This is a genomic window from Caballeronia sp. DA-9, from assembly GCF_051615025.1.
GTDB classification, from domain to species: domain Bacteria; phylum Pseudomonadota; class Gammaproteobacteria; order Burkholderiales; family Burkholderiaceae; genus Caballeronia; species Caballeronia sordidicola.
Genome location: NZ_CP195133.1, coordinates 1,289,512 through 1,311,513, shown reverse-complemented (window position 1 = coordinate 1,311,513; position 22,002 = coordinate 1,289,512). Strand labels below are relative to the sequence as shown.

Annotated in this window: 20 protein-coding genes and 1 pseudogene; 9 read left to right on the top strand and 12 right to left on the bottom strand. The window is 61.2% G+C overall.

Going from position 1 to position 22,002, the window contains the following annotated elements; translation table 11 throughout:
* Positions 1-81: 81 nt before the first annotated feature.
* Positions 82-921 (bottom strand): RNA methyltransferase, encoded by an 840-nt coding sequence (locus ACRWA7_RS22055; RefSeq protein WP_438396039.1) that lies wholly within the window; start codon positions 919-921, stop codon positions 82-84.
* Between the two features lie 315 nt (positions 922-1,236).
* Here ACRWA7_RS22055 and ACRWA7_RS22050 point away from each other — a divergent pair, with 315 nt between their 5' ends.
* The 5 genes from ACRWA7_RS22050 (at position 1,237) to ACRWA7_RS22030 (ending at position 8,323) form a co-directional block, all read left to right on the top strand.
* Positions 1,237-2,037 carry an inositol monophosphatase family protein gene (locus ACRWA7_RS22050; RefSeq protein ID WP_438396038.1) on the top strand — a complete coding sequence of 267 codons (801 nt, stop codon included), beginning with the start codon at positions 1,237-1,239 and terminating at the stop codon, positions 2,035-2,037.
* Between the two features lie 187 nt (positions 2,038-2,224).
* The gene (gene lplT / locus ACRWA7_RS22045; protein WP_060816868.1) at positions 2,225-3,523 is read left to right on the top strand and encodes a lysophospholipid transporter LplT; all 1,299 of its coding nucleotides are present in this window, start codon (positions 2,225-2,227) and stop codon (positions 3,521-3,523) included.
* Between the two features lie 114 nt (positions 3,524-3,637).
* Complete coding sequence (locus ACRWA7_RS22040; protein ID WP_060816869.1) at positions 3,638-4,006, top strand: DUF883 family protein; 369 nt, start codon at positions 3,638-3,640, stop codon at positions 4,004-4,006.
* Positions 4,007-4,311: 305 nt separating this feature from the next.
* Positions 4,312-6,945 carry a DNA mismatch repair protein MutS gene (gene mutS, locus ACRWA7_RS22035; RefSeq protein ID WP_438396742.1) on the top strand — a complete coding sequence of 878 codons (2,634 nt, stop codon included), beginning with the start codon at positions 4,312-4,314 and terminating at the stop codon, positions 6,943-6,945.
* Positions 6,908-8,323, top strand: coding sequence for a hypothetical protein (locus tag ACRWA7_RS22030; RefSeq protein ID WP_438396036.1), 1,416 nt, complete (start codon positions 6,908-6,910; stop codon positions 8,321-8,323). The genes mutS and ACRWA7_RS22030 overlap by 38 nt, the downstream gene beginning before the upstream one ends.
* Before the next feature lie 66 nt (positions 8,324-8,389).
* On the opposite strand, the gene ACRWA7_RS22025 is transcribed toward ACRWA7_RS22030, so the two are convergent.
* Positions 8,390-8,929, bottom strand: a complete 540-nt coding sequence (locus ACRWA7_RS22025) for an FKBP-type peptidyl-prolyl cis-trans isomerase (protein ID WP_060816871.1) — start codon at positions 8,927-8,929, stop codon at positions 8,390-8,392.
* Positions 8,930-8,962: 33 nt separating this feature from the next.
* On the opposite strand from ACRWA7_RS22025, the gene ACRWA7_RS22020 reads away from it, so the two are divergent.
* A complete protein-coding gene (locus ACRWA7_RS22020) occupies positions 8,963-10,183 on the top strand; it encodes a JmjC domain-containing protein (protein ID WP_438396034.1) in 1,221 nt (406 codons plus the stop codon).
* Positions 10,184-10,415: 232 nt separating this feature from the next.
* Positions 10,416-10,679, top strand: coding sequence for a hypothetical protein (locus tag ACRWA7_RS22015; protein ID WP_075360448.1), 264 nt, complete (start codon positions 10,416-10,418; stop codon positions 10,677-10,679).
* A 208-nt stretch (positions 10,680-10,887) separates the two neighbouring features.
* Here ACRWA7_RS22015 and ACRWA7_RS22010 read toward each other — a convergent pair whose 3' ends face one another.
* From ACRWA7_RS22010 to ACRWA7_RS21965, 10 genes and pseudogenes are all read right to left on the bottom strand, one after another.
* Positions 10,888-11,661: an MBL fold metallo-hydrolase gene (locus ACRWA7_RS22010; RefSeq protein ID WP_060816873.1), complete on the bottom strand. Its 774-nt coding sequence runs from the start codon at positions 11,659-11,661 to the stop codon at positions 10,888-10,890.
* Positions 11,662-11,672: 11 nt separating this feature from the next.
* On the bottom strand, positions 11,673-12,815 hold the full coding sequence (bamC, locus tag ACRWA7_RS22005) for an outer membrane protein assembly factor BamC (RefSeq protein ID WP_060816874.1): 1,143 nt from the start codon (positions 12,813-12,815) through the stop codon (positions 11,673-11,675).
* Between the two features lie 167 nt (positions 12,816-12,982).
* Complete coding sequence (gene dapA, locus ACRWA7_RS22000; protein ID WP_438396032.1) at positions 12,983-13,888, bottom strand: 4-hydroxy-tetrahydrodipicolinate synthase; 906 nt, start codon at positions 13,886-13,888, stop codon at positions 12,983-12,985.
* Positions 13,889-13,930: 42 nt separating this feature from the next.
* The gene (locus ACRWA7_RS21995) at positions 13,931-14,539 is read right to left on the bottom strand and encodes a class I SAM-dependent methyltransferase (protein WP_438396031.1); all 609 of its coding nucleotides are present in this window, start codon (positions 14,537-14,539) and stop codon (positions 13,931-13,933) included.
* 10 nt (positions 14,540-14,549) lie between these two features.
* Positions 14,550-15,752, bottom strand: coding sequence for a tryptophan--tRNA ligase (locus ACRWA7_RS21990; protein WP_060816877.1), 1,203 nt, complete (start codon positions 15,750-15,752; stop codon positions 14,550-14,552).
* 4 nt (positions 15,753-15,756) lie between these two features.
* Positions 15,757-16,422, bottom strand: coding sequence for a site-2 protease family protein (locus ACRWA7_RS21985; protein WP_060816878.1), 666 nt, complete (start codon positions 16,420-16,422; stop codon positions 15,757-15,759).
* 132 nt (positions 16,423-16,554) lie between these two features.
* Positions 16,555-17,196: an L-threonylcarbamoyladenylate synthase gene (locus ACRWA7_RS21980; RefSeq protein ID WP_438396029.1), complete on the bottom strand. Its 642-nt coding sequence runs from the start codon at positions 17,194-17,196 to the stop codon at positions 16,555-16,557.
* Between the two features lie 204 nt (positions 17,197-17,400).
* Entirely contained in the window at positions 17,401-18,231 is an 831-nt protein-coding gene (locus ACRWA7_RS21975; protein ID WP_438396027.1) for a 3',5'-nucleoside bisphosphate phosphatase, read from the bottom strand.
* Positions 18,232-18,305: 74 nt separating this feature from the next.
* Positions 18,306-19,204: pseudogene (locus tag ACRWA7_RS21970) on the bottom strand (alpha/beta fold hydrolase).
* Between the two features lie 8 nt (positions 19,205-19,212).
* Positions 19,213-20,061 (bottom strand): ferritin-like domain-containing protein, encoded by an 849-nt coding sequence (locus ACRWA7_RS21965; RefSeq protein WP_438396025.1) that lies wholly within the window; start codon positions 20,059-20,061, stop codon positions 19,213-19,215.
* 289 nt (positions 20,062-20,350) lie between these two features.
* Here ACRWA7_RS21965 and ACRWA7_RS21960 point away from each other — a divergent pair, with 289 nt between their 5' ends.
* Together ACRWA7_RS21960 and ACRWA7_RS21955 are read left to right on the top strand one after the other, a co-directional pair.
* On the top strand, positions 20,351-20,875 hold the full coding sequence (locus ACRWA7_RS21960) for a gamma carbonic anhydrase family protein (RefSeq protein WP_060816883.1): 525 nt from the start codon (positions 20,351-20,353) through the stop codon (positions 20,873-20,875).
* Between the two features lie 72 nt (positions 20,876-20,947).
* Positions 20,948-21,892 (top strand): Hsp33 family molecular chaperone HslO, encoded by a 945-nt coding sequence (locus tag ACRWA7_RS21955; protein ID WP_438396740.1) that lies wholly within the window; start codon positions 20,948-20,950, stop codon positions 21,890-21,892.
* Positions 21,893-22,002 lie beyond the last annotated feature (110 nt).

Here is a 22,002-nt window from a genome sequence, read left to right as displayed (position 1 = left end):
GATAGCTTGCTTTTGCAGATTGTAGGACGAGCTGCCGGGGCGCGCTTTTATGCCCACGCTGGCAAAGCGGTCAGCGATTCGCTACCGCTTGATCCGCAAAAGAATGTGCTTGGCAATTCCGCGCAGGATATTGACTTCCTCGTGCTCCAGGCCCGAGCGCGAAAAGAGGCGCCTCAACCGCGACATCAGCTTCTTCGGATTGGCCGGATCAAGGAAATCGAGCGCAACGAGCGCCTGCTCGAGATGACTGTACATGCCCTCGATCTCGTCGATCGGCGCGCTCGCCGTGGTGCTCGCAGCAGAAGTGGCGCACGTTGCCGGCGTTGCCGCGGCCCGGTCGAGCAACGCAAGCCGCAACTCATAGGCCAGAACCTGAACCGCCTGCGCCAGATTGAGCGAGCTATACGCCGGGTTGGCCGGAATATGGGCAAGCGCGCTGCATCGCTCGACATCCGCATTCGATAGCCCCACGCGTTCATTGCCAAATACGAGCGCAATCGCGCCGCCGCCCTCACCCTGCTCGCACGCTTTCTGCACGGCCGCGCGCGGAGCCATCTGCGGCGGTCCGTATTCCCGCGTGCGGGCCGTGAGCGCGATGGACCAATGAACGCCGCTAAGTGCATCGGCGAGTGTTTCGACTACTTGCGCCGATGCCAGCACGTCGTCAGCGCCGGAAGCCATCGCGATGGCTTCCGGCTCGCGTGTGACGAACGGGATTTTCGGCGCGACCACGATCAGCCGGGAAAATCCCATGGTCTTGAGCGCGCGCGCCGCCGCGCCGACATTGCCCGGATGGCTCGGCTCGACAAGCACGAAACGGGTCGATGCGAATGTATCGACGGGTTGATCGGAAGGTCGGGCCGGGGAAAGGTTCGTGTTCAAGAGGGTGAACGCTTGCAAAAGAGAACGGGAAAACGTCATGGTATCGCCACAACGCATTTGGGACGACCTCGGATACCGCCGGATGCGGTCACATTTATTCGAAACGCTCCCGACCCGCGCGTTGGCCAACTCGGGTAAAATACGCTGTTCGCACGCGCTTTTTGCTGCAATTTGCGGGTTTTCAACCAGAATCGCGGTTTGAAAAAGGCACGTGCATCGCTCTTCTTCAATTCGTTGCCGTCAATACACGTCATTGCACGTGTATTTTTGCCCGCCGGTTGGGCATGTTCCGCTCGGGGTTCCGGCTTCACGCGCATTGCGTGGAGCGCAGCCGCCGGGCAAAGGACTCTATTCATGCATCCAATGCTCAATATTGCTGTCAAGGCCGCCCGCCGCGCCGGACAGATCATCAACCGCGCGTCGCTCGACCTTGACCGGATCGAGGTCAGCAAGAAGCAGCACAACGACTTCGTGACGGAAGTCGACAAGGCTTCCGAAGCCGCGATCATCGAAACATTGACGACCGCTTATCCGAAGCACTCCATTCTTGCCGAGGAATCGGGCGAAATGGACAAAAACTCCGAGTTCCAGTGGATCATCGATCCGCTCGACGGCACGACCAACTTCATTCACGGCTTCCAGTACTACTGCGTCTCCATTGCGCTCGTCCACAAGGGCATCATCACGCAGGCAGTCGTCTACGATCCCACCCGCAACGACCTGTTCACCGCCTCGCGCGGCTCCGGTGCTTACCTGAACGAGCGGCGTATTCGCGTGGGCAAGCTGGATCGTCTCGCCGATGCCCTCGTTGGCACGGGTTTCCCGTTTCGTAATGGTGACGGACTCGACGCATACGGCAAGCTCTTCAAGGAGATGACCGAAGCGTGCGCCGGACTGCGACGCCCGGGTGCGGCCGCGCTGGATCTGGCAAACGTGGCGGCGGGCCGCCTCGACGCATTCTTCGAACAAGGCATCAGCGCATGGGACGTGGCCGCAGGCAGCTTGCTGATCACCGAAGCTGGCGGACTGGTCGGCAACTACACGGGCGAGTCGGACTTCCTGCACAAGAGCGAGATCGTCGCGGCAAACCCGAAGGTCTATGCGCAAATGATCAAGATCCTTGATCCGTTCACCACCACGCGAACCAACGCGTAACGGTTGAGAAACAAAGGCGGCTGTGGCCGCCTTTTTCGTTGGCGCAGGGAATTCTGTCGGCGTACAGGCAATGAGGTTTGCTCCCCGGTTCGCCGGCGTTCCTGCGCACGGCGGCCGGCTCCGCTAAAGTGTTCCGTTCGGCCGCTCGCGGCACTCCCTCCTCTTTTGCTGCCGCCCTGCCCGCCACATGAAAAAAGGCTTTTATACGATCATAGCCGCGCAGTTCGTGTCGTCGCTTGCCGACAACGCGCTGCTCATTGCCGCCATCGCAATGCTTTCGGTGATGCATTCCGCGTCATGGGTCACGCCGCTGCTGCAAATTTTCTTCACGATATCGTATGTACTGCTCGCGCCGTTCGTGGGCGCGTTCGCCGACTCCATGCAAAAACGCCACGTCATGTTCATCTCGAATGCGCTGAAGGCTGGAGGCTGCGCGCTGATGATCCTCGGCGTGCATCCGATGATCGCGTACGGTGTCGTCGGTCTCGGTGCGGCCGCCTATTCACCCGCCAAATACGGCATCCTCACCGAACTTCTGCCGCCCGAGAAGCTTATCCCGGCCAACGCGTGGCTGGAATCGGCGACTGTGGGTTCGACCATTCTCGGGACGGTGATCGGAGGGGCGCTCGTCAGCCAGTATGTCGGGCATATCGTCAGCGCGGCGCACCTCGTGCTGATCCGCTCCGCCGCCGACGCCGCCATGTTCGCGGTCATGGTGGTGTATGCGCTCGCCGCCGTGATCAACATCGGCATTCCCGACACCGGCGCGCGGTATCGGAACCGGCTGAAGGAGCCGTCGAAACTCGTCGGCGATTTCACGCATGCGTTCAAGGTCTTGTGGGGCGACAAGCTCGCGCAGATTGCGTTGTGGGTGACCACGTTGCTCTGGGGCGCCGCCGTGACGCTGCAACTGCTCGTCCTCAAATGGGCTGACGCGAACCTGGGCCTGTCCTTATCGAAAGCGGCCGTGCTGCAAGGCGTGACGGGCCTGGGCATTGCGATCGGCGCGGGCGCGGCGGCGGCGTGGGTGCCGTTGCGCAGTTCGCTCAAGGTGCTGCCGGTGGGACTGGTGACCGGCGCGGTCGCCATCTGCATGGCGTTCTACAACAAGGATCTGTTCCCGGCCGGTTCCGGCGTGCACATCGGGCCGCTGTTTGCGCCGCTCTATATCCTTGGTGCATACCCGCTGATGATCCTGCTTGGCGCGTTGTCGGGCTTTTTTATCGTACCAATGAATGCGATCCTGCAGCATCGTGGCGCGACGCTTTTGTCCGCGGGAGCGTCGATCGCCGTGCAGAACTTCAACCAGAACCTTGCGGTTTTATCGATGCTCGGCGCTTACGCACTCCTGCTCACGACCCGATTACCGGTGGAATGGATCATCGTGGTCTTCGGCGTCTTTATTTGCCTGATGATGGGACTGGCAATGCGGCGGCACGCTCGCAACGAGCGCACAGTGGACCTTGGCTCACTGGTCGAAGAGTGATAAAACGCAAGGTGCGGGAACGATATGTGCTGGATGCTCTGTTCGATTGCCTAAAAGCCGCGCAGCGGGATGCGCGGACCGATACAAACCAGGGATACGTCAAAGGAGCTGCAAATGGGTCTGTTTACACGTTCTACACTCGATAGCAACATCAATGACGCCGCCAAAGTCGGCCGACGTGCTGTGCGTGGCGCAAGCGACGTGGTCGATTCGGCCAGCACGCAGCTGCGTGGATTGCTCGACGAGCTCGACAGTTCGATCCGCGATGCGAAAGATGTCAATGTGGACCAGTTGCGCAAGGATTTGCAGGCGAAGCTTAAGGCGGCACGTTCGCAGTTCGACGGCTCGTCCTCGGCGATTGCGGAGCGTCTGAACGACGCCGCCGGTTACGCCGACGAGTTCGTCCACGAAAAGCCGTGGCATACGCTGGGCGCGGTCGCGGGTCTGGCGCTGCTGGTCGGTTTCCTGGCGGGACGTTCGTAAAAGCAGAAGCCAAATCGAGGAAAAAACGCCGGCTTGCCGGCGTTTTTGCGTAAACGCGATGAGAACGTCTTGACGCGACGGCAGATCTGGCCAGCGAACGCTCGTGACGAGTGAATGAATGTCTTCGTTAGCCACCTGGTCAGGGGTTCGTGCCGCCCCCAACGCGGTACACTCGTGCCCTTGGACATTCGCAAAATCACGCAATCACGATGGGCACTCAAACCTCCGTTTCCTCCTCGGCACACGACTCGCATCGCATCGGCCCCGACTCCGCTGCGACAGTCGACCTGTCGCATCACACGCCCATGATGCAGCAGTACTTGCGCATAAAAGCGGAGCATCCGGGTACGCTCGTGTTCTATCGCATGGGCGACTTCTACGAGCTGTTTTTCGACGACGCCGTAAAAGCCTCACGCCTGCTGGACCTGACCCTGACCCAGCGCGGTGCGTCCGGCGGCAACCCGATCAGGATGGCCGGCATCCCGCATCACTCGTGCGAGCAGTATCTGGCGAAACTCGTGAAGCTGGGTGAATCGGTCGCCATTTGCGAGCAGATCGGCGATCCGGCGACATCGAAGGGACCGGTCGAACGCAAGGTCGTGCGCGTGGTGACGCCCGGCACGCTGACGGACGCCGCCCTCCTTTCCGACAAGAACGACGTCTTCCTGTTGGCGCTGTGTCCCACGCACAACCGTCGTGGTGTAGTGACGAGCGTCGGGCTCGCGTGGCTTAATCTTGCGAGCGGTGCGTTGCGTCTTGCCGAAGTCGCACCGGACCAGTTGAGCGCCGCGCTCGAACGCATCCGGCCAGCCGAGACGCTGATGGCGGATTCCTTTTCGGAAGCGAACGCGCCATTCCAGGTACCGAACATTGGCGCGACCACGCGCGTGCCCGCGTGGCATTTCGATATCAATTCCGGTATCCAGCGCCTGTGCGAGCAACTCGATGTCGCGGGTCTCGACGGTTTCGGCGCCCATTCACTGACGTGTGCATGCGGGGCAGCCGGCGCGTTGCTGTTATACGCCGCCGCGACACAAGGTCAGCAACTGCGGCACGTCCGTAGCCTGAAGGTCGAGTACGAGTCAGAGTACATCGGACTGGACCCCGCCACGCGACGCAATCTCGAATTGACCGAGACGCTGCGCGGCACGGAATCGCCGACGCTGTGTTCTCTGCTCGATACCTGCTGCACGACCATGGGCAGCCGTTTGCTGCGTCACTGGCTGCATCATCCGCCGCGCGATTCGGCCATCGCACAGGCACGGCAGCGTGCAATCGGCGCATTGCTCGACGCACCTCCCAACGCGAGCCTCGACGGACTGCGCGCGGCGCTGCGCCAGATTTCGGATATCGAACGAATCACGGGCAGGCTTGCGCTGCTGTCGGCGCGGCCCCGTGATCTCTCGAGCCTGCGCGATACGTTTGCGGCCCTGCCGCAATTGCGCGAACGGCTTGCTCCGGTCAAGATTCATGCAGAACGGCTTGATCATATCGATACCTCGCTCGAGCCGCCGCCGGAATGTCTCGAACTGCTGACTCGCGCAATCGCCCGCGAACCCGCCGTTTTGATTCGCGACGGCGGCGTGATCGCACGCGGTTATGATGCTGACCTCGACGAATTGCGCGACATTTCGGAGAACTGCGACCAGTTCCTGATCGACCTGGAAACGCGTGAGCGCGCACGTACGGGTATCGCAAACCTGCGCGTCGAATATAACAAGGTGCATGGCTTCTACATTGAAGTCACGCGCGGCCAGACGGAAAAGGTCCCGGACGATTACCGGCGCCGCCAGACGCTCAAGAACGCCGAGCGTTACATCACGCCGGAACTGAAGACTTTCGAGGACAAGGCGCTGTCCGCGCAAGACCGTGCGCTTGCCCGGGAGCGCATGCTTTACGACGCGCTGCTGCAAACGCTGCTGCCGCATATTGGCGATTGCCAGCGCGTGGCCGCGGCGCTCGCTGAACTGGACCTGCTGAGCGCATTCGCCGAACGCGCGCTTGCGCTCGACTGGGTCGCACCAGACTTTGCAAACGACTCCGGAATCGATATTGAACAGGGCCGTCATCCGGTCGTCGAAGCGCAGGTCGAGCAGTTCATCGCCAACGATTGTTGCCTGCACACCGAGCGCAAGCTGTTGCTGATCACCGGCCCGAACATGGGCGGTAAATCGACGTTCATGCGCCAGACGGCGTTGATCGCGCTGCTCGCTTATGTCGGCAGTTATGTGCCGGCGAAACGTGCGAGCTTTGGTCCCGTCGACCGGATTTTTACGCGCATTGGCGCGGCCGACGACCTCGCGGGCGGACGTTCGACCTTCATGGTCGAGATGACCGAGGCCGCGGCCATTCTCAACGACGCAACACCCTCGAGTCTCGTGCTGATGGACGAGATTGGCCGCGGCACGTCCACCTTCGACGGCCTCGCGCTCGCCTGGGCAATTGCGCGGCATCTTCTCTCGCACAACGGTTGCCACACGTTGTTCGCCACGCATTACTTTGAGTTGACACAGTTGCCAGCCGAGTTTGCGCATGCCGCGAACGTGCATCTCTCGGCGGTCGAGCACGATCACGGCATTGTGTTCTTGCACGCGGTCAACGAGGGGCCGGCGAACCAGAGTTACGGCTTGCAAGTGGCGCAACTCGCCGGCGTCCCGCCAGCGGTGATCAAGGCTGCCAGAAAGCATCTGGCGCATCTGGAGCAGCAGTCCATTGGACAGGCTTCGCCGCAATTCGACTTGTTCGCACCGCCGCCTGTGGATCTCGCCAGCCACGCCGATCTCACTGAGGCCGAGGCGCGCGATGAGCCAGCGGCGCTTCATCCGGCGCTCGACCGGCTCCGCGCAATCGATCCTAACGACGTGCGCCCGCGCGACGCACTCGATCTGCTGTACGAACTACATGAGCTGGCGTCGCACGCTCCGGATGCATCTCGATAACTGCGGGGTTCGCGCTCAGTGGCTTCGCACGCGGCACATGTCGCGTACGTTCATCGCCGCTCGTGTGGTCGTTTGCATCGCGGCTATCGGGGCAGCCGTGGCATCGCAGTCCGCGCATGCCGAAGCCCAGCCCATGAGCTTCGCGATTGCCTCGAACGTGCTCGACAAACCGGGCGGCGAAACCGCGCTGCAACAGATGCTCGATGCGATCGGACGCGAGCGAAATACGTCGTTCGTGGTCTACGACGGCAATCTCAAGAGCGAAGCGGAGCCCTGCCGGGACGCCTTGTACAACGCGCGCCAACAAGTCTTCGATAGCTCGCGCAAACCCGTCATCCTGCTGCCTGGCGGCAACGACTGGGCATCGTGCAATCTGCCCCGGGCAGGCAGTTACGATCCGGTCGAACGGCTCGACTTTATCCGCCAGTTGTTCTTTGGCGATTCGAATTCCCTCGGCCAGACGCCCATGAACGTGATCCGCGAAAGTGACGTCGCACGCTTTCGCCCCTTCCGGGAAAATGTCCGATGGCAGGCGAACGGGATTGCGTTCATAGGCTTGAACGCGCCCTCACCGAACAATCATTATTTGACTGCCGGCGGACGCAACGGCGAGTTCGAGGATCGCTCGGTCGCCAATGCTTTCTGGATCGAACACGCAGTCGAAAACGCGCGTCGCGCCGACATGCACGCAATCGTGGTGATCCTTCAAGGCGACCCGGATTTCGCACGCTACGAACGGCGCGATCGTTTCGCGTGGTTGCGCTTTTCCCGGGGCGACACCACACGCGATGGTTTTCTCGAACTTAAGCGCAGCCTGGTAAAAGCCGCCGAGTCGTTTCGTGGTCCGATGATCGTGATTCACGGTTCCGACACGCCTCTTCCCAAAGGCTTTCGTATCGATCAGCCCTTGCGCAATGACAAGGGCGCCGTGATCACGAATCTGACACGTATAGCAATCGGGTTGAAAAACCCGCACTCGCAATGGCTTGAGGTGGAGTCCGATCTGAATTGGCGACCACCCTTTCGCGTTCGTGTGCGCGACGTGATCGCCCGGCCGAATACGCAGGCTCCGGCAACCGTCCAGGGTGCAAGCCAGGCGTCGACTCCGGCTGTGTCGTCTTTTCCAGCCGTAGAGGACGGTGCGCCGGGACCATCATCGTTTTTTCAGCAAATGCAACCTGTCCAGCCTGCGCAACCCCTGCAGCAACATCCGTCAGTTGCACCGAACAATGACAACCCGGCGTCCAACGCCGCACCTCAGGTTCCGCCCCTGCTGACTCCCGCTACTCCAGCGCCGGCTTTGCCTCCAATCCTGAGCGTGCCTTCGAATGCGGCGACGCCAGCAAGCAGCACATCCAATCCAGGCGGCGCGCAATGAAACAAAGGCGCAGCATCATGCCTGCGCCCTGTTCTATTCCGCACTTTTACTGACGAGATCAGCGCCTCAATGCAAGGTGGGACCCGCGTCCTTGCCGGGTTCTTCGTCGTCCTCGTCGAGGACTTCGAGACCGTCCAGGCCGTGCGCATGCTGATGCTCTTTTTCGTCCTCGGTGGCTTCACGCACTTCCTGCACGTTCAATGCAAAGCGCAACGCCATGCCGGCAAGCGGATGATTGCCGTCGAGCACGACTTTATCTTCCGCGACGTCGGTGACCGTATAGATCAGCGAATCGAGTTCGTCCTCGCCATCTTCCGGCGTTCCTTCGAACTGCATGCCAACTTCGAGCGGCTCTGGAAAGCGGCCGCGTTCCTCTACCTTGACGAGGTCAGGATCGTACTCGCCGAACGCATCTTGCGGTTCGAGCTGCAATTGCGTCTGATAGCCGGCTTCCTGACCGTCGAGCGCTTCCTCGATCTTGGGGAACGTGCCATCATAGCCGCCGTGCAGATAGACCATCGGCTCGTCGCTTTCCTCGATCAGGTTGCCATGTGCGTCAGAGAGCTTATAGGCGACTGATACGACGGTGTCTTTTGCGATTTTCATTGGATTCTCCAAGATACAAGCCTCAATTATACGATGCCAGCGCGGTCCCCTAACGTTCCCTCAAGTCCTTTCGCGGTGCCGCTTCCCGACGAACCTGCAACCCTTCTTGGCGGCCTCACGCCCGCCCAGTTCATGCGCCGGCACTGGCAGAAAAAGCCGCTGCTGATCCGTCAGGCGATTCCCGGCATTCAAGCGCCCTTGTCCCGCGACGAACTGTTCGAACTCGCCGACAACGACGACGCCGAATCGCGCCTGATCACCCATTTTCGCCAATCCTGGGCAATGGAGCACGGCCCGTTCGCACCGGATGAATTGCCATCCGTAAAAAAGCGTGACTGGACATTACTCGTGCAAGGGGTGAACCTGCACGACGACCGCGCCCGCGCGCTGCTGGACCGCTTCCGATTTATTCCCGACGCGCGCCTTGACGACCTCATGATTTCTTACGCGACCGACGGGGGCGGCGTTGGCGCGCATTTCGATTCCTACGATGTCTTCCTGCTCCAGGTTCATGGCAAACGGCGCTGGCGCTTCGGTGCGCAGCGCGATCTTTCGCTAAAAGAGGGATTGCCATTGAAAGTTTTACAGCACTTCGAAGCGACCGAAGAATGGGTGCTGGAACCCGGAGACATGCTGTATTTGCCGCCCCATATTGCTCACGACGGCGTGGCCGAGGGCGAATGCATGACCTGCTCCATCGGCTTTCGGGCGCCGTCAGCGGCCGAACTGTCCGGGCAGTTCCTGTATCACTTGGCCGAGCGCATGGAAGACGTGACCGGCTTGCGTGGCAAGAGCGAACAACGTTACCGGGATCCGTCGCAACCGGCCGTGGTGAACCCCGCCCTATTGCCGCCGCTGCTCGTGGAGCGGGTAGGCGCGATCCTTGCGGATATTCAATGGAATGAAAAAGACGTTGCCGATTTTCTCGGGAGTTACCTGAGTGAACCGAAGGCGAATGTCGTATTTGATCCGCCGCAGCGCCCGTTGAATGAAAAACGGTTTATCGAGCGTGCGAAGCAGTCCGGTTTGAAGCTCGATAAAAAAACCGTGCTGCTTTATGACAAGCACGCTTATTTTCTGAATGGCGAACGCGCATTAATGTCGCCGAAAGCCAGAAAATGGCTGCCGGAACTGGCCGACAAGCGATATCTGGAGGGGAAACGGTTTGTAACACTCTCTGGGGATTCGTCAATGACAGTGCTACTGCACGAGTGGTATTGTGCGGGCTGGATACAAGTCGACGCAGACGCCTAGTGTTGTTTGAGCTGTCTTGCTGTTCCACGCTTTAAAAATGTATGAGAAAGACAACGTATTGTCCCCGCTTTGATCGACGGTCGATACGAAAGTGCATATAATTTCCGCCCAAGCCGTAGGAAGTCTCACAACCATACATAATGTGAGTCCACAACGGCCTGGGTCGGTGTTGGAGCACACATTACCGGTACTTTGCGCTGTTGCTTACCTTTAACCATAAAAGGACGTGATCATGAAGAAATCTCTCCTCGTAGCATCCCTGTTGGCTGCTGTTGCTCTTGCTGCATGCAACAAGTCTAGCGATACGGCTGCTCCGGGCGCTGCTAGCGATACGTCGGCTGCTTCGGCACCGGCTGCTGCTGCTTCGGACGCTGCGGCTTCCGCAACGGACGCAGCATCGAGCGCTACGGCTGCTGCAAGCGACGCAGCTTCGGCTGCTGCAACGGCATCGGACGCTGCTGCTCCGGCTGCTGCCGCTTCGGGCGCGAGCCAGTAAGCAACACAGTCAGAGGCCTAGTTTCCTGCTCTTGGCGGTACACATCCAGCAGGAAACGAAGCCTCAGCAGTAAGCCCACAAGGACGATTTTGTAGGCTTACGAAAAAACCGGCCTTCGGGCCGGTTTTTTTATGTCTGCTGGATTGATGAGATCACGCGCTGCGTACAGGCTGGATCAGGTGCATCAGGCGCTATAAACGAACGGGCGTCAAAGGGAGAGCCAGTCGAAGCCATCAGCCTGTGTAGCGACCATCACATCGGCTGCCGTAGCGCCAAGGACCGCTGCAAGCGCCGCCTGCGCCAGTTCGGGCAGGTTGTTCTGCTGGCTCAAATGCGCGGCGACCAGATGCCGCAGTTTCGATCGATCCAGCGACGCAAGGATGGCGGCCGCCGCATCGTTGTTCAAATGCCCGTGCATGCCGCCAATGCGGGCTTTCAGAGACGCCGGATACCGGCTCGTCGCGAGCATCTCCACGTCGTGATTGGATTCGAGCACCAACGCATCGCAACCGCTCAGCGTGCTGGTGATGTGCGGCGTGGCAACGCCCACATCCGTCAGGACGCCCAACCGGCTTGCGCCGTCGGAAAACACGTACTGAAGCGGTTCGCGCGCGTCGTGGGGCACGGTGTAGGGCAATATGTGCAGGTTGCCCACCGCGACGCTCTCGTCGCCCCAGACAACGTGCAGATCGACCGGCGCGTCGTCGGCGCCTACCGCGCGCGCCGTGCCCCAGCTCATGTGCAGCGGAATGGACCATTTGCGCGCCAGCGTCAGCGCGCCGCCAATGTGATCCGTGTGCTCATGCGTGATGAAAATGGCGTCGATCTGATCGGCGCGAAGCTCGAGCCGCGCAAGGCGCCGCTCGACCTCCCTGGCGGAGAAACCGCAATCCAGCAGCACGCGCGTGGTGGTCGTGCCGCTCGTCGACTCGACCAGCAGCGCGTTGCCTTCACTACCGCTGCCAAGACTGGCAAAACGCATTGGCAATACGCCTAGTTCAACTGCGCGTGCAACAACGCGACGATTCGTTGCGCGTCGGTGGAGGTATCGACCTGACCGTTCGCATCGACCACGGCTATCTGCGTTACGGTATCCGCCTTCGGACGCACATTCACCATGAATTCACGCGAGGGCTTTGGCGTCCCGCCGCTAAACAACTTGCCAAGCAGCCCTTCCTTCTTCAATTCCGCCATGGAGTCGGAGAAACGCACGTAGTACACACCTTTTTCGCGGTCGCGGTTGTCCACGGTGAAGTTCGTGCGGTCGAGCGCCAGACCCACGCGCAACCATGCGCGATCAAATGGCTCGGAGATATCGAGCGTGGACGTGCCGCCCGTTTGATCCAGCGCGACCGCCGGCTCGGCCGGGCGTGCGTCGGTCAGCAGTTGCTTGGCCTGGTCGTCGGTGAGACCAAACTTTTGCATCAGCTTCGCGAGGAACGCGGCTTCAAGCGCCGGATTGCGCGGCCGCTCTTCCCATTTCGACGACGTCTTGTCCTGTCCGGTCAGCACTTCTTCCATTGCGCTGTGGCTGATCGAAATATCCGTGGAGTTGTTCGAACCACGCTCCACCAGCGTTCGGAACTGGTCGCGCGTACCCGACGAATACGCAAAGTCGATCAGCTTGCCCACGCTTTTCCTGAACCAGTCGTCCGGAATGTTGGCACGGTTTTCCGCCCAGTCCGTCGACATGATGCCGGTGGCAGGCGCATCGGTCTTGAGCGTGAAGCCGTTTTCTTCCCAGAACTCCTGCAACTGCGGCCAGAGCTGGTCGGGCGAACGGCCGTCGACCACCAACCACCTGCGATCGCCATCGCGTTCCACGTGCATGCCGAACGGATCCTGTGGCGTCGGCAAACCAACCGTCGCGTTGCCTGCCGGCGTCAGCGAACGGGGCGCGGCGCCGCCAAGCGAATTCAGCTTGGGCGGGGCAGCGTAACGCTGGCTGATGTCGGCCGTAGTCAGATCCGACGGCACCGCCAGCGCAGGCGCGGTTTCAGCGCCCTTGTAGTTCACACGGTCCGGCGCGAGCCAGTCGTTCAGGGTGTCACAGCCGGCAAGCGAGATCAGCGTGCCGATTCCAAGCGACAGCACACCCAGGCTGCGAGCGTTATTGAATAAGGCGGAACGTTTCATGAGGTCCTTCGTGATGCTGAATGCGCGTTGCCTGGAAGCTAAGCCGGGAACGGGTCGATGAACGACGGGTTGATGACACTCGCTGGCTGGCCGAACGGTAGCGCGGCCGGGATGCACTGCATTGCGGACGTACATGCGCGTATTCGGGCACGTACGTCCGCGGAAAGTCAGGCCAAAAGCCCTGTCTCGCGCAACGCGTTACGCACGACGTCGTGATAACGCGCGTCGAGCGGCGTCAGCGGCAGGCGAATCCCGCTTTCCATGCGGCCAAGCGCAGTCAGCGCCCACTTCGCGGGAATCGGGTTTGACTCGCAAAACATGTTTTTATGCAACGACAACAGGCTCAGGTGGATCCTGCGTGCCGTGATGGCGTCACCCGCGAGCGCCGCACGGCAGAGTTCGCTCATTGCTCGCGGCGCGACATTGGCGGTCACCGAGATGTTGCCGTGGCCGCCGAGCAGCATCAACGCGATGGCGGTCGGATCGTCGCCGCTATAGATGGCGAAATGGTCGGGCGCTTCCTTGATCAGGTTGGCCGCACGGTCGATGTTGCCCGTTGCTTCCTTCACGCCGATGATCCCCGGCACGTTCGCCAGGCGGAGCACGGTGTCGTGGTTCATGTCCGCAACGGTGCGGCCCGGCACGTTGTACAGGATCACCGGCAGGTCAACCGATTCCGCAATCTTGCGAAAGTGCTGATACATGCCTTCCTGCGTGGGCTTGTTGTAGTAAGGAACCACTTGCAACGTGGCGTCCGCGCCGACTTCCTTTGCCGCACGCGCCAGTTCGATGGCTTCCGACGTGGAATTTCCGCCCGCGCCCGCGATGATCGGGAAACGCTTCGCCGTATGCTCGACGGCTGTTTTCACCATCAGCACATGTTCTTCAACGCAGAGCGTGGCCGATTCGCCGCTCGTGCCAACGACGACGAGCCCGTTCGAACCCTCTTCCACGTGCCAGTCGATCAGTTTTCGAAACGCCGGCAGATCGAGACTACCGTCCTCGTGCATCGGGGTGACGATGGCAGGAATGCTGCCGCGGATCTGGATGCCGCCGTGTGTTCCGTTTGTCATGAAACGCTATGAAATTGGTCGGTAAACCGCGATTGTAGCGGATTAGCCCTGCAGAACGTAACGATCCGGGGGTACGGCATTGTTACGGTCCGTAAGGCATGTGGACTCGTGCGCCGGCTCGGCTACAGCACAGATGCGCTGTACGCAGGATGCACGCGGCACGCTGATGAAACCATCCTGAAAAGCGACGACCCGCAGGCGTCCGCGAACAGCGTCGAGCAGTTCGCCGGGAGTGAGCAGGAAGTCCGGATTCGATGGCTTGCCAAAGCGTGCGTTGCCTGCCGCGAAGGTCTCGTAGAGCAGCACGCCGCCGGGCGCGAGGGCATCGATAAGAAATGGAAACAGCGGCCGATGCAGGTAGTTCGTGACCACCACGGCGGCGAACTTCTCGTCGTCGCGTAATGGCCAAGCCGCATTTTCGAGGTCGGCGCAGCGCGTGCTTACATGTTGCAGGGCAGCAAGATTCGCAAGGGCCACTTCATCGCGATCAAGTGAGAGAACGTCGTGTCCGCGCGATGCGAAATGGCGCGTGTGACGGCCATTTCCAGCTGCGACATCGAGCACCGCGCCGCCCCGCTCCACCAGATGGGACCATTGTTCGATCCATGCACTGGCGGTGGTCGGAGGCGTATGCGGCGCGGAAGTCGACATCTCTGAAGCGTCAGTTGTAGGACAAGCCCATCGCGTCGCGAACGTCGCGCATGGTTTCGGTCGCGAACTTGCGCGCCTTGTCGCAACCGTCGGCGACGATTGCGCGCAGCAGCGAAGGATCGTCCATGTACTTCTGGGCGCGCTCGAGCATGGGCTGCTGCTCGCGCAAGATCCCTTCGATCACCGGCTGCTTGCATTCAAGGCAGCCGATTCCCGCCGTGCGGCAACCCTTCTGTACCCATTCGTGCGTGGCTTCGTCGGTGTAGACCTGATGCAGTTGCCACACCGGGCACTTGTCCGGATCGCCTGGATCGGTGCGGCGAACGCGCGCCGGATCGGTTGGCATGGTGCGCACTTTCTTCGTGATGCTTTCGGCATCTTCACGCAAGCCGATGGTGTTGCCATACGACTTCGACATCTTGGCGCCGTCGAGGCCGGGCATGCGCGACGCTTCGGTCAACAAGACTTGCGGTTCGACCAGGATGATCTTGCGCGCGCCTTCGAGATAGCCGAAGAGCCGTTCGCGATCGTTCATGGACAAGCTCTGCGATTCCTGCAACATCGCGCGTGCCTGTTCGAGCGCTTCGTCGTCGCCTTCCTGCTGGTACGCCACGCGCAACTCGTGATAAAGCTTCGAACGCTTGCCGCCGAGCTTCTTGGCGGCATCGAGCGCCTTCTCTTCGAAATCCGCTTCACGACCGTAAAGGTAATTGAAACGCCGCGCGATTTCGCGCGTCATTTCGACGTGCGGCACCTGGTCCTCGCCCACCGGCACAAGCGACGCGCGATACAGCAGGATATCGGCGGCCATCAATACCGGATAACCGAGAAAACCGTACGTGGTCAGATCCTTTTCCTTCAGCTTCTCGATCTGTTCCTTGTAGGTCGGCACGCGTTCGAGCCAGCCAAGCGGTGTGCCCATGCCGAGCAGCAAGGCCAGCTCGGCGTGTTCGGGCACCCGGCTCTGGATGAACAGCGTGGCTTGCGCCGGATCGATGCCGGACGCGAGCCAGTCGATCAGCACTTCCCACACGTTCTTCTCGATCACCTCGGGCGTTTCATAGTGCGTCGTCAGCGCGTGCCAGTCGACGACCGCGAAAAAGCACGGATATTCGGACTGCAGCCGCACCCAGTTCTTGAGCACGCCGTGATAGTGGCCTAGGTGCAGCGAGCCGGTAGGCCGCATGCCGGAGAAGATACGGTCAGGGAACATGGTTTTATTGAAAGAGCGAAGCAAGGGGATTCAGGACAGCCGACACCGCGACATACCCGGCGCTCACCAGCGGTCCGAGCCAGAAACGCGTCAGGGTGCCGGTCATGACCAGCGCCATCACGATAAAGAATCCATACGGCTCGAGCCGCGACAGCATGACCGACGCGCGCACCGGCAGCAACGCCATCAGCACACGCCCGCCGTCGAGCGGCGGCAGGGGGAACAGGTTGAGCACGCCGAGCACGAGGTTCACGCCAACGCCCGCCTGGGCCATGCGCGTGAAAAACGGTTCATGGACACCGAAGGCAGCGAGCAGCACGGCGACCACGCCCCAGATCAGCGCCTGCACGAAGTTGCTCGCCGGACCGGCGGCCGCGACCCACAGGCTACCCCAGCGCGGATTGCGCAGGTTGCCGAACGCAACCGGAACGGGTTTCGCGTAGCCGAACATGAATGCGCCGCTCGTGACGAAATACAGCACCAACGGAATGGCCAGCGTGCCGATCGGGTCGATGTGGCGCATGGGGTTGAGCGAAACGCGGCCAAGCACGTACGCCGTATTGTCGCCCAGCAGGCGCGCTGCATAACCGTGCGCGGCCTCATGCAGCGTGATCGCGAAGATCACGGGGAGCGCGTAGACCGCGATGGTTTGTATCAGGGAGGAATCCATAGCTCGCTATTGTATCAAGCAGTTGCGGCGCCACCCATGGCGGGTGTTTGCGAGCATTCGCGGGCGAAGCGCAGCGGCGCCCATTGTGTCAAAACGCTGAAAATGAAGTGAAGGAAACGCGACGAATCTGCTTCATTGCGCGCTGTCTTCCGTGAGGCCAAACGGCTCCAGGCTGCCGCGCCCCGGCCGCACGAGCACCGGCTCTTCACCGGTCAGGTCGATCACAGTCGATGGTTCCATCGGGCAGGCTCCGGCATCGATCACCAAGTCGATCTGTTTCTCCAGTTTTTCGCGGATCTCTTCGGCGTCATTGAGCGGATGCGTGTCGTTCGGCATGATCAACGTGGAACCCAGGAGCGGCTGGCCGAGCGCTTCAAGCAGCGCCAGCGTGATGGCGTGATTCGGCACGCGCAGGCCGATCGTCTTGCGCGACGGGTGCGAAAGACGCCGCGGCACTTCCTTCGTCGCCTGCAGGACGAAAACGTATGGACCCGGCGTCACGGATTTGATCAGACGATAATTCCGGTTATCGACAATTGCGAAATTCGACAATTCCGACAAATCCCGCACCAGCAGCGAAAGCAGTTGCTTCTCGTCGAGCCCGCGAATCCGGCGAATGCGCTCGACGGCATTCTTGTCGTCGAGATGACAGGCGAGCGCGTAGCTGGAATCGGTCGGCAACGCGACGATACCGCCGTCGTTGATGATCTGAACCGCCTGATTGATGAGGCGCGGCTGCGGATTATCCGGATGAATGCGAAAGAATTGAGACATGACCAAAGGACTTGAAAAATTGCTCGGCGGACCGTCCGCCGGTTCGCCCAAGGTTTCCATGGGAACTCGGCAGAATACTCGCAAATGAATGCAGTTGCGCGACAAACCGTGCCGTGCTTCATCGCGCGGCACGCCACCGCGTCCGAGCCGGAACGATGATCTGGGAGATTGGGTCTGTCCGCTCAGCGCAAGACACTTGAACGCCTAGCGAAAGCATTCCCAAACGGGTTTGAGATCGGCGGGAAGCGGCGGCAGTTGGCCCAGATCGATGCGACCTTCGCCCGCCGCGTGAAAATCCGAACCGCGCGACGCATAGAAACCATAACGGCGCGCGACGTCCGCATATTCGCGATACTGATCCGGCGTATGGCTGCCTGTCACCACTTCAATGGCGCGGCCGCCAAGTTGAACGAATTCGTCGAAAAGCGCGGCGAACTCGACCTGCGAGAAATCGTAGCGCCCCGGATGCGCGATGACCGCTTCGCCACCGGCCGCCTTGATCCATTTCATGGCGTCACTGAGTTTCGACCAGCGATGTCCGACAAAACCCGGCTTTCCCTCTCCGAGATATTTCGAGAACACGTCCGAGGTGGACTCCGCGTAGCCTTTATCGACGAGAAAACGGGCGAAATGGGTACGCGAAATCATGGCGGGGTCGTTCACGTATGTCAGCGCGCCCTCGTATGCGCCCGGAATGCCGATACCGGCGAGCGCCTCGCCTATTGCCTCGCCGCGCGCAGCGCGCCCGCTGCGGGTGGCAATCAGGCCGTCGATAAGCGCCTGGCATTGCGCGTCCACATTCAGCCCGACAACGTGTACCGTGCGCGCCGCCCAGGTAACCGAAATTTCGACACCGCCAACGTAGTCCATGCCGAGCGCCTTGGCCGCTTCGCTTGCCTCGCGCTGGCCGCCAAGCTGATCGTGGTCGGTAAGCGACCACAGCGTCACACCACCCGCGTGCGCACGCGCGGCAACCTCGGCTGGAGCGAGCTGGCCGTCGGAAATGGTGGAATGGCAATGCAGGTCGGCGTTCATCGTGAGAACTCTGGAGTCATACGTTCATTCTACTGCAACGCGTCAACGCGGTTCGGGACGCCGAACCGTCAAATTCAGGCGCAAAACGCCTCGACCAGCGCCGCAACGCGCTCGGGCTGATCGTGGTGCAACATGTGACCGGCGTTATCGATGAATTCCTCGCGCCAGTCCGGGAAAGCCGTAAAACGCTGCTTGAACTCATCGATGGGCACGTCCGCCGCGATCGCAGCCAACGTCGGCGATCCAACCGCTTCCACGTGCAGCACTTTCGCCGCGACCTTCGACCAGACGGCCATCACCTCATCCAGCCGATACAACAGCGGCCCGCGCAGCTTATGGGCAGGATCGGCGAGAAGATGGAAACGGCCGGCATCGTCCGGTTTCGACCAGTGCTCCGCCAAAAAACGCGCTTTCGCAAGCGGCAACCGCGGATTCGTGCGGATCAGGCGCTGGGCGACGGCGTCGAGCGTGGCGTATGTGCTGAGCGCTGGCGGCGCGCGCAAATCGTCCAGCCATTGCGCAAGGCGCGCGGGCGCTTGTGCAGGCTTCGTTGCGGCCATTCCAAAGCCTTCGAGATCGACCACCCGACGCACACGTTCCGGCCGCACGCCCGCGTACAGGCAAACCACGTTTGCGCCCATGCTGTGGCCGACCAGATTCACCGGCTCGCGCGGGGGCGCGTAGTGGTCACGTAGTGGTCAATCAGCGCGTCGAGGTCGGCGAGATAATCCTGGAACCAGTAATGTCCGCTCCTGCCTTGCGCCACCGGCCAGTCCGACAGCCCAAAACCGCGTGCGTCGGGCGCAATGACCTGCCAATCGCCGGCAAGCGCATCGACGACGAACTGGAACGATGCCGAAACGTCCATCCATCCGTGCAGCATGAACAGGGTGGGCGCGTCGGGCCGGCCCCAGCGGCGCACATGAAGGCGCGTGCCGCGTGCGGCGACAAAATCGGAAACGGAGGCTTTCATCGGAGAGTTCATGGGGAGTTGGAATCGTCAAGGCCAGCCAGGACGCGCAGTTCGATTTCGTCGAAACCGGCGTCGCGGCGCGCTTCGAAATTAAACGGTCCACGCAGTTTCGGCGCGCGATAACGCTCGGCGAGTTGCTCGTACGTGACGTGCGGGTCGGCGCTGATTTCGTCGCACAAGTGCCGGAACCAGCGATTGCCGATGAGCACGTGGCCAATTTCATCGTGCAGGATCACGTCCAGAATCGCCGCCGATGCGTGGTCGCCCGCCTGCGCCAGACGGCGGCGGATGGGCGGCGCTGCGTCGAGGCCGCGCGCTTCCAGCGTTCGCGGCACGAGCGCCATGCGCGCCAGCACGTCGCCGCGTGTGCGTTCGGCCATTTCCCAGAGGCCATCGTGGGCGGGGAAATCGCCATACGCGTGGCCGAATTCCGCCAACCTGGCGCTGAGCAATGAAAAATGCCGCGCTTCCTCCGCCGCCACTTTGAACCAGTCGAAATAAAACGCCTCGGGCATCGAGGAGAACCGCCAGACGGCATCGAGCGCCAGATTGATCGCGTTGAACTCGATGTGCGCAAGCGCGTGCAAAAGCACGGCGCGGCCGGCGTCGGACTGCATGCTGCGCCGTTTCAGCGAGGAAGGTGCGACCAGTTCGGGCACCGTAGGCCGTCCCGGCAGATCGAGTGGCTCGGCGATTACAGCTTCTGTGTCCAGCGCTGTTTCGCCCGCACCGGACAGCACGCGTTCATAAAACCGCTGTGCAGCGCCGGCCTTGGTGACAGGATCGTGTTCCCGCAGCAGCGCCAGCGCGGCGTGGCGCACGCTCTTGCAGGTGGAAAGGTCGAACTGTTCGGACATGATTCCCGTGTGTTTTGACATGGCTTATGACGGCGCGCGACATGCAAGCCGATGAACCGCTGAAATCAAGCGATCCCGCCGGTCACCCGCGCTCGCGCGTAGGTTCGCCGCAACCGGCTAAAATAGCGCTTTTCCGCAGCAATTTTCCGTTTTTTCGGCATGAAGCGCGCCGGGGCCGCAGTCTAAAGCATCGACGGCAGCGATCTTCAACAGTTTGAAACTGGTTGTATTGTCCAGCCGCGGCACCAGGCCTGCCGGCCAATCCCGCGTTCAGCCAACAGGAGACACAGTGGCAATCTACAAGCTCGGCGACGCCGCCCCGACCATTCATGAAAGCGTGTTCGTTGCCGATACGGCGACCATCATCGGCCACGTGACGCTCGAAGAGAACTCGAGTGTCTGGTTCGGCGCGTCGCTGCGCGCGGACAACGAACCCATTGTGCTCGGCCACGGCAGCAACATTCAGGAAGGCGCGGTGCTTCATACCGATCCCGGATTTCCCATGAACATTGCGGCGAACGTAACCGTAGGCCATCAGGCGATGCTGCACGGATGCACGATCAAGGAAGGCGCGCTCATCGGAATTCAGGCCGTGGTCTTGAATGGCGCGGTCATTGGCCGCAACTGCTTAGTTGGTGCAGGCGCCGTGGTGACCGAGGGCAAGATTTTCCCCGATAACACCCTGATCCTTGGCGCGCCCGCGAAAGCCGTGCGTGAACTGACGGACGCGGATATTGCAAAGATGCAGGCCGGCACGCGTGGTTACGTGGAACGCCGCGAATACTACAAGGCGCAACTCGTACGGATCGGCTGAGCGCCGCTTTGTACGCCTCGCGCGAAATCGATCAAAGGACTCAGCGTGGTAAACGATCAACTGCAAAAATTCATGTTCAATGCGGCGCCGGTGCGCGGCGAGATCGTCTCGTTGCGCGACACCTGGCAGGAAGTGCTCACGCGCCGCTCCTATCCGGCGCCCGTTCGCAATGTGCTGGGCGAAATGATGGCCGCTTGCGCGCTGCTCTCGGCGAATCTCAAGTTCGACGGCACATTGATCATGCAGATCTACGGCGACGGGCCGGTGACCATGCTCGTCGTGCAGTGCAATTCCGACCTGTCGCTGCGGGCGACGGCGAAACTGGCGGAATCCATCGAAGGCGCGAGCGAAACGCCCGTGCCCATCACCGACGACATGACGCTGCCCGAGCTGCTGAACCGCAACGGCCGCGGCCGTTGCGTTATCACGCTCGATCCGCGGGACAAGCAGCCCGGACAGCAGGCGTACCAGGGCATTGTGCCGTTGAGCGGCGAGCACGGCCCGCTCGCGTCGATGGCCGAAGTGCTGGAACACTATATGCATCATTCCGAGCAGCTCGACACGCGCATGTGGCTTGCCGCGAACACCGAACGTGCTGTCGGCATGCTGCTGCAAAAACTTCCGGGCGATGGCGGTATCGTTCCGCATCCGGGCGAGCACGATGCCGATACGTGGCAGCGCGTCTGTCATCTCGGAGGCACGTTGTCCAACGAGGAATTGCTGAAGGAAGAACCGGAAACTGTGTTCAAGCGCCTCTTCTGGCAGGAAAACGTGCAGCATTTCGAGCCGGCCCAGGCGCGTTTCGAATGCACGTGCTCGCGCGAAAAAGTCGGCGGTATGCTGAAGATGCTGGGTCGTGAAGAAGTCGACAGCGTGATTGAAGAGCGAGGCAGCGTGGAAGTGCACTGCGAATTCTGCAACCAGCGCTACGAATTCGATCCGGTGGACGTGGCGCAACTTTTTGTCGCGGGAGAAATCTCACAGGGTGTAAGCCCCGCGCCAGATCAGCGGCACTGAACAAGGTTGATGGGGCAAGAGTTTTGTTGTCTGTAACAAGACGTCGCGGGATAGCGCCTGGCCGTTCTTCGACGTGGCATGATCCCTGTCCGATTAGTAGCCCGGCCCGC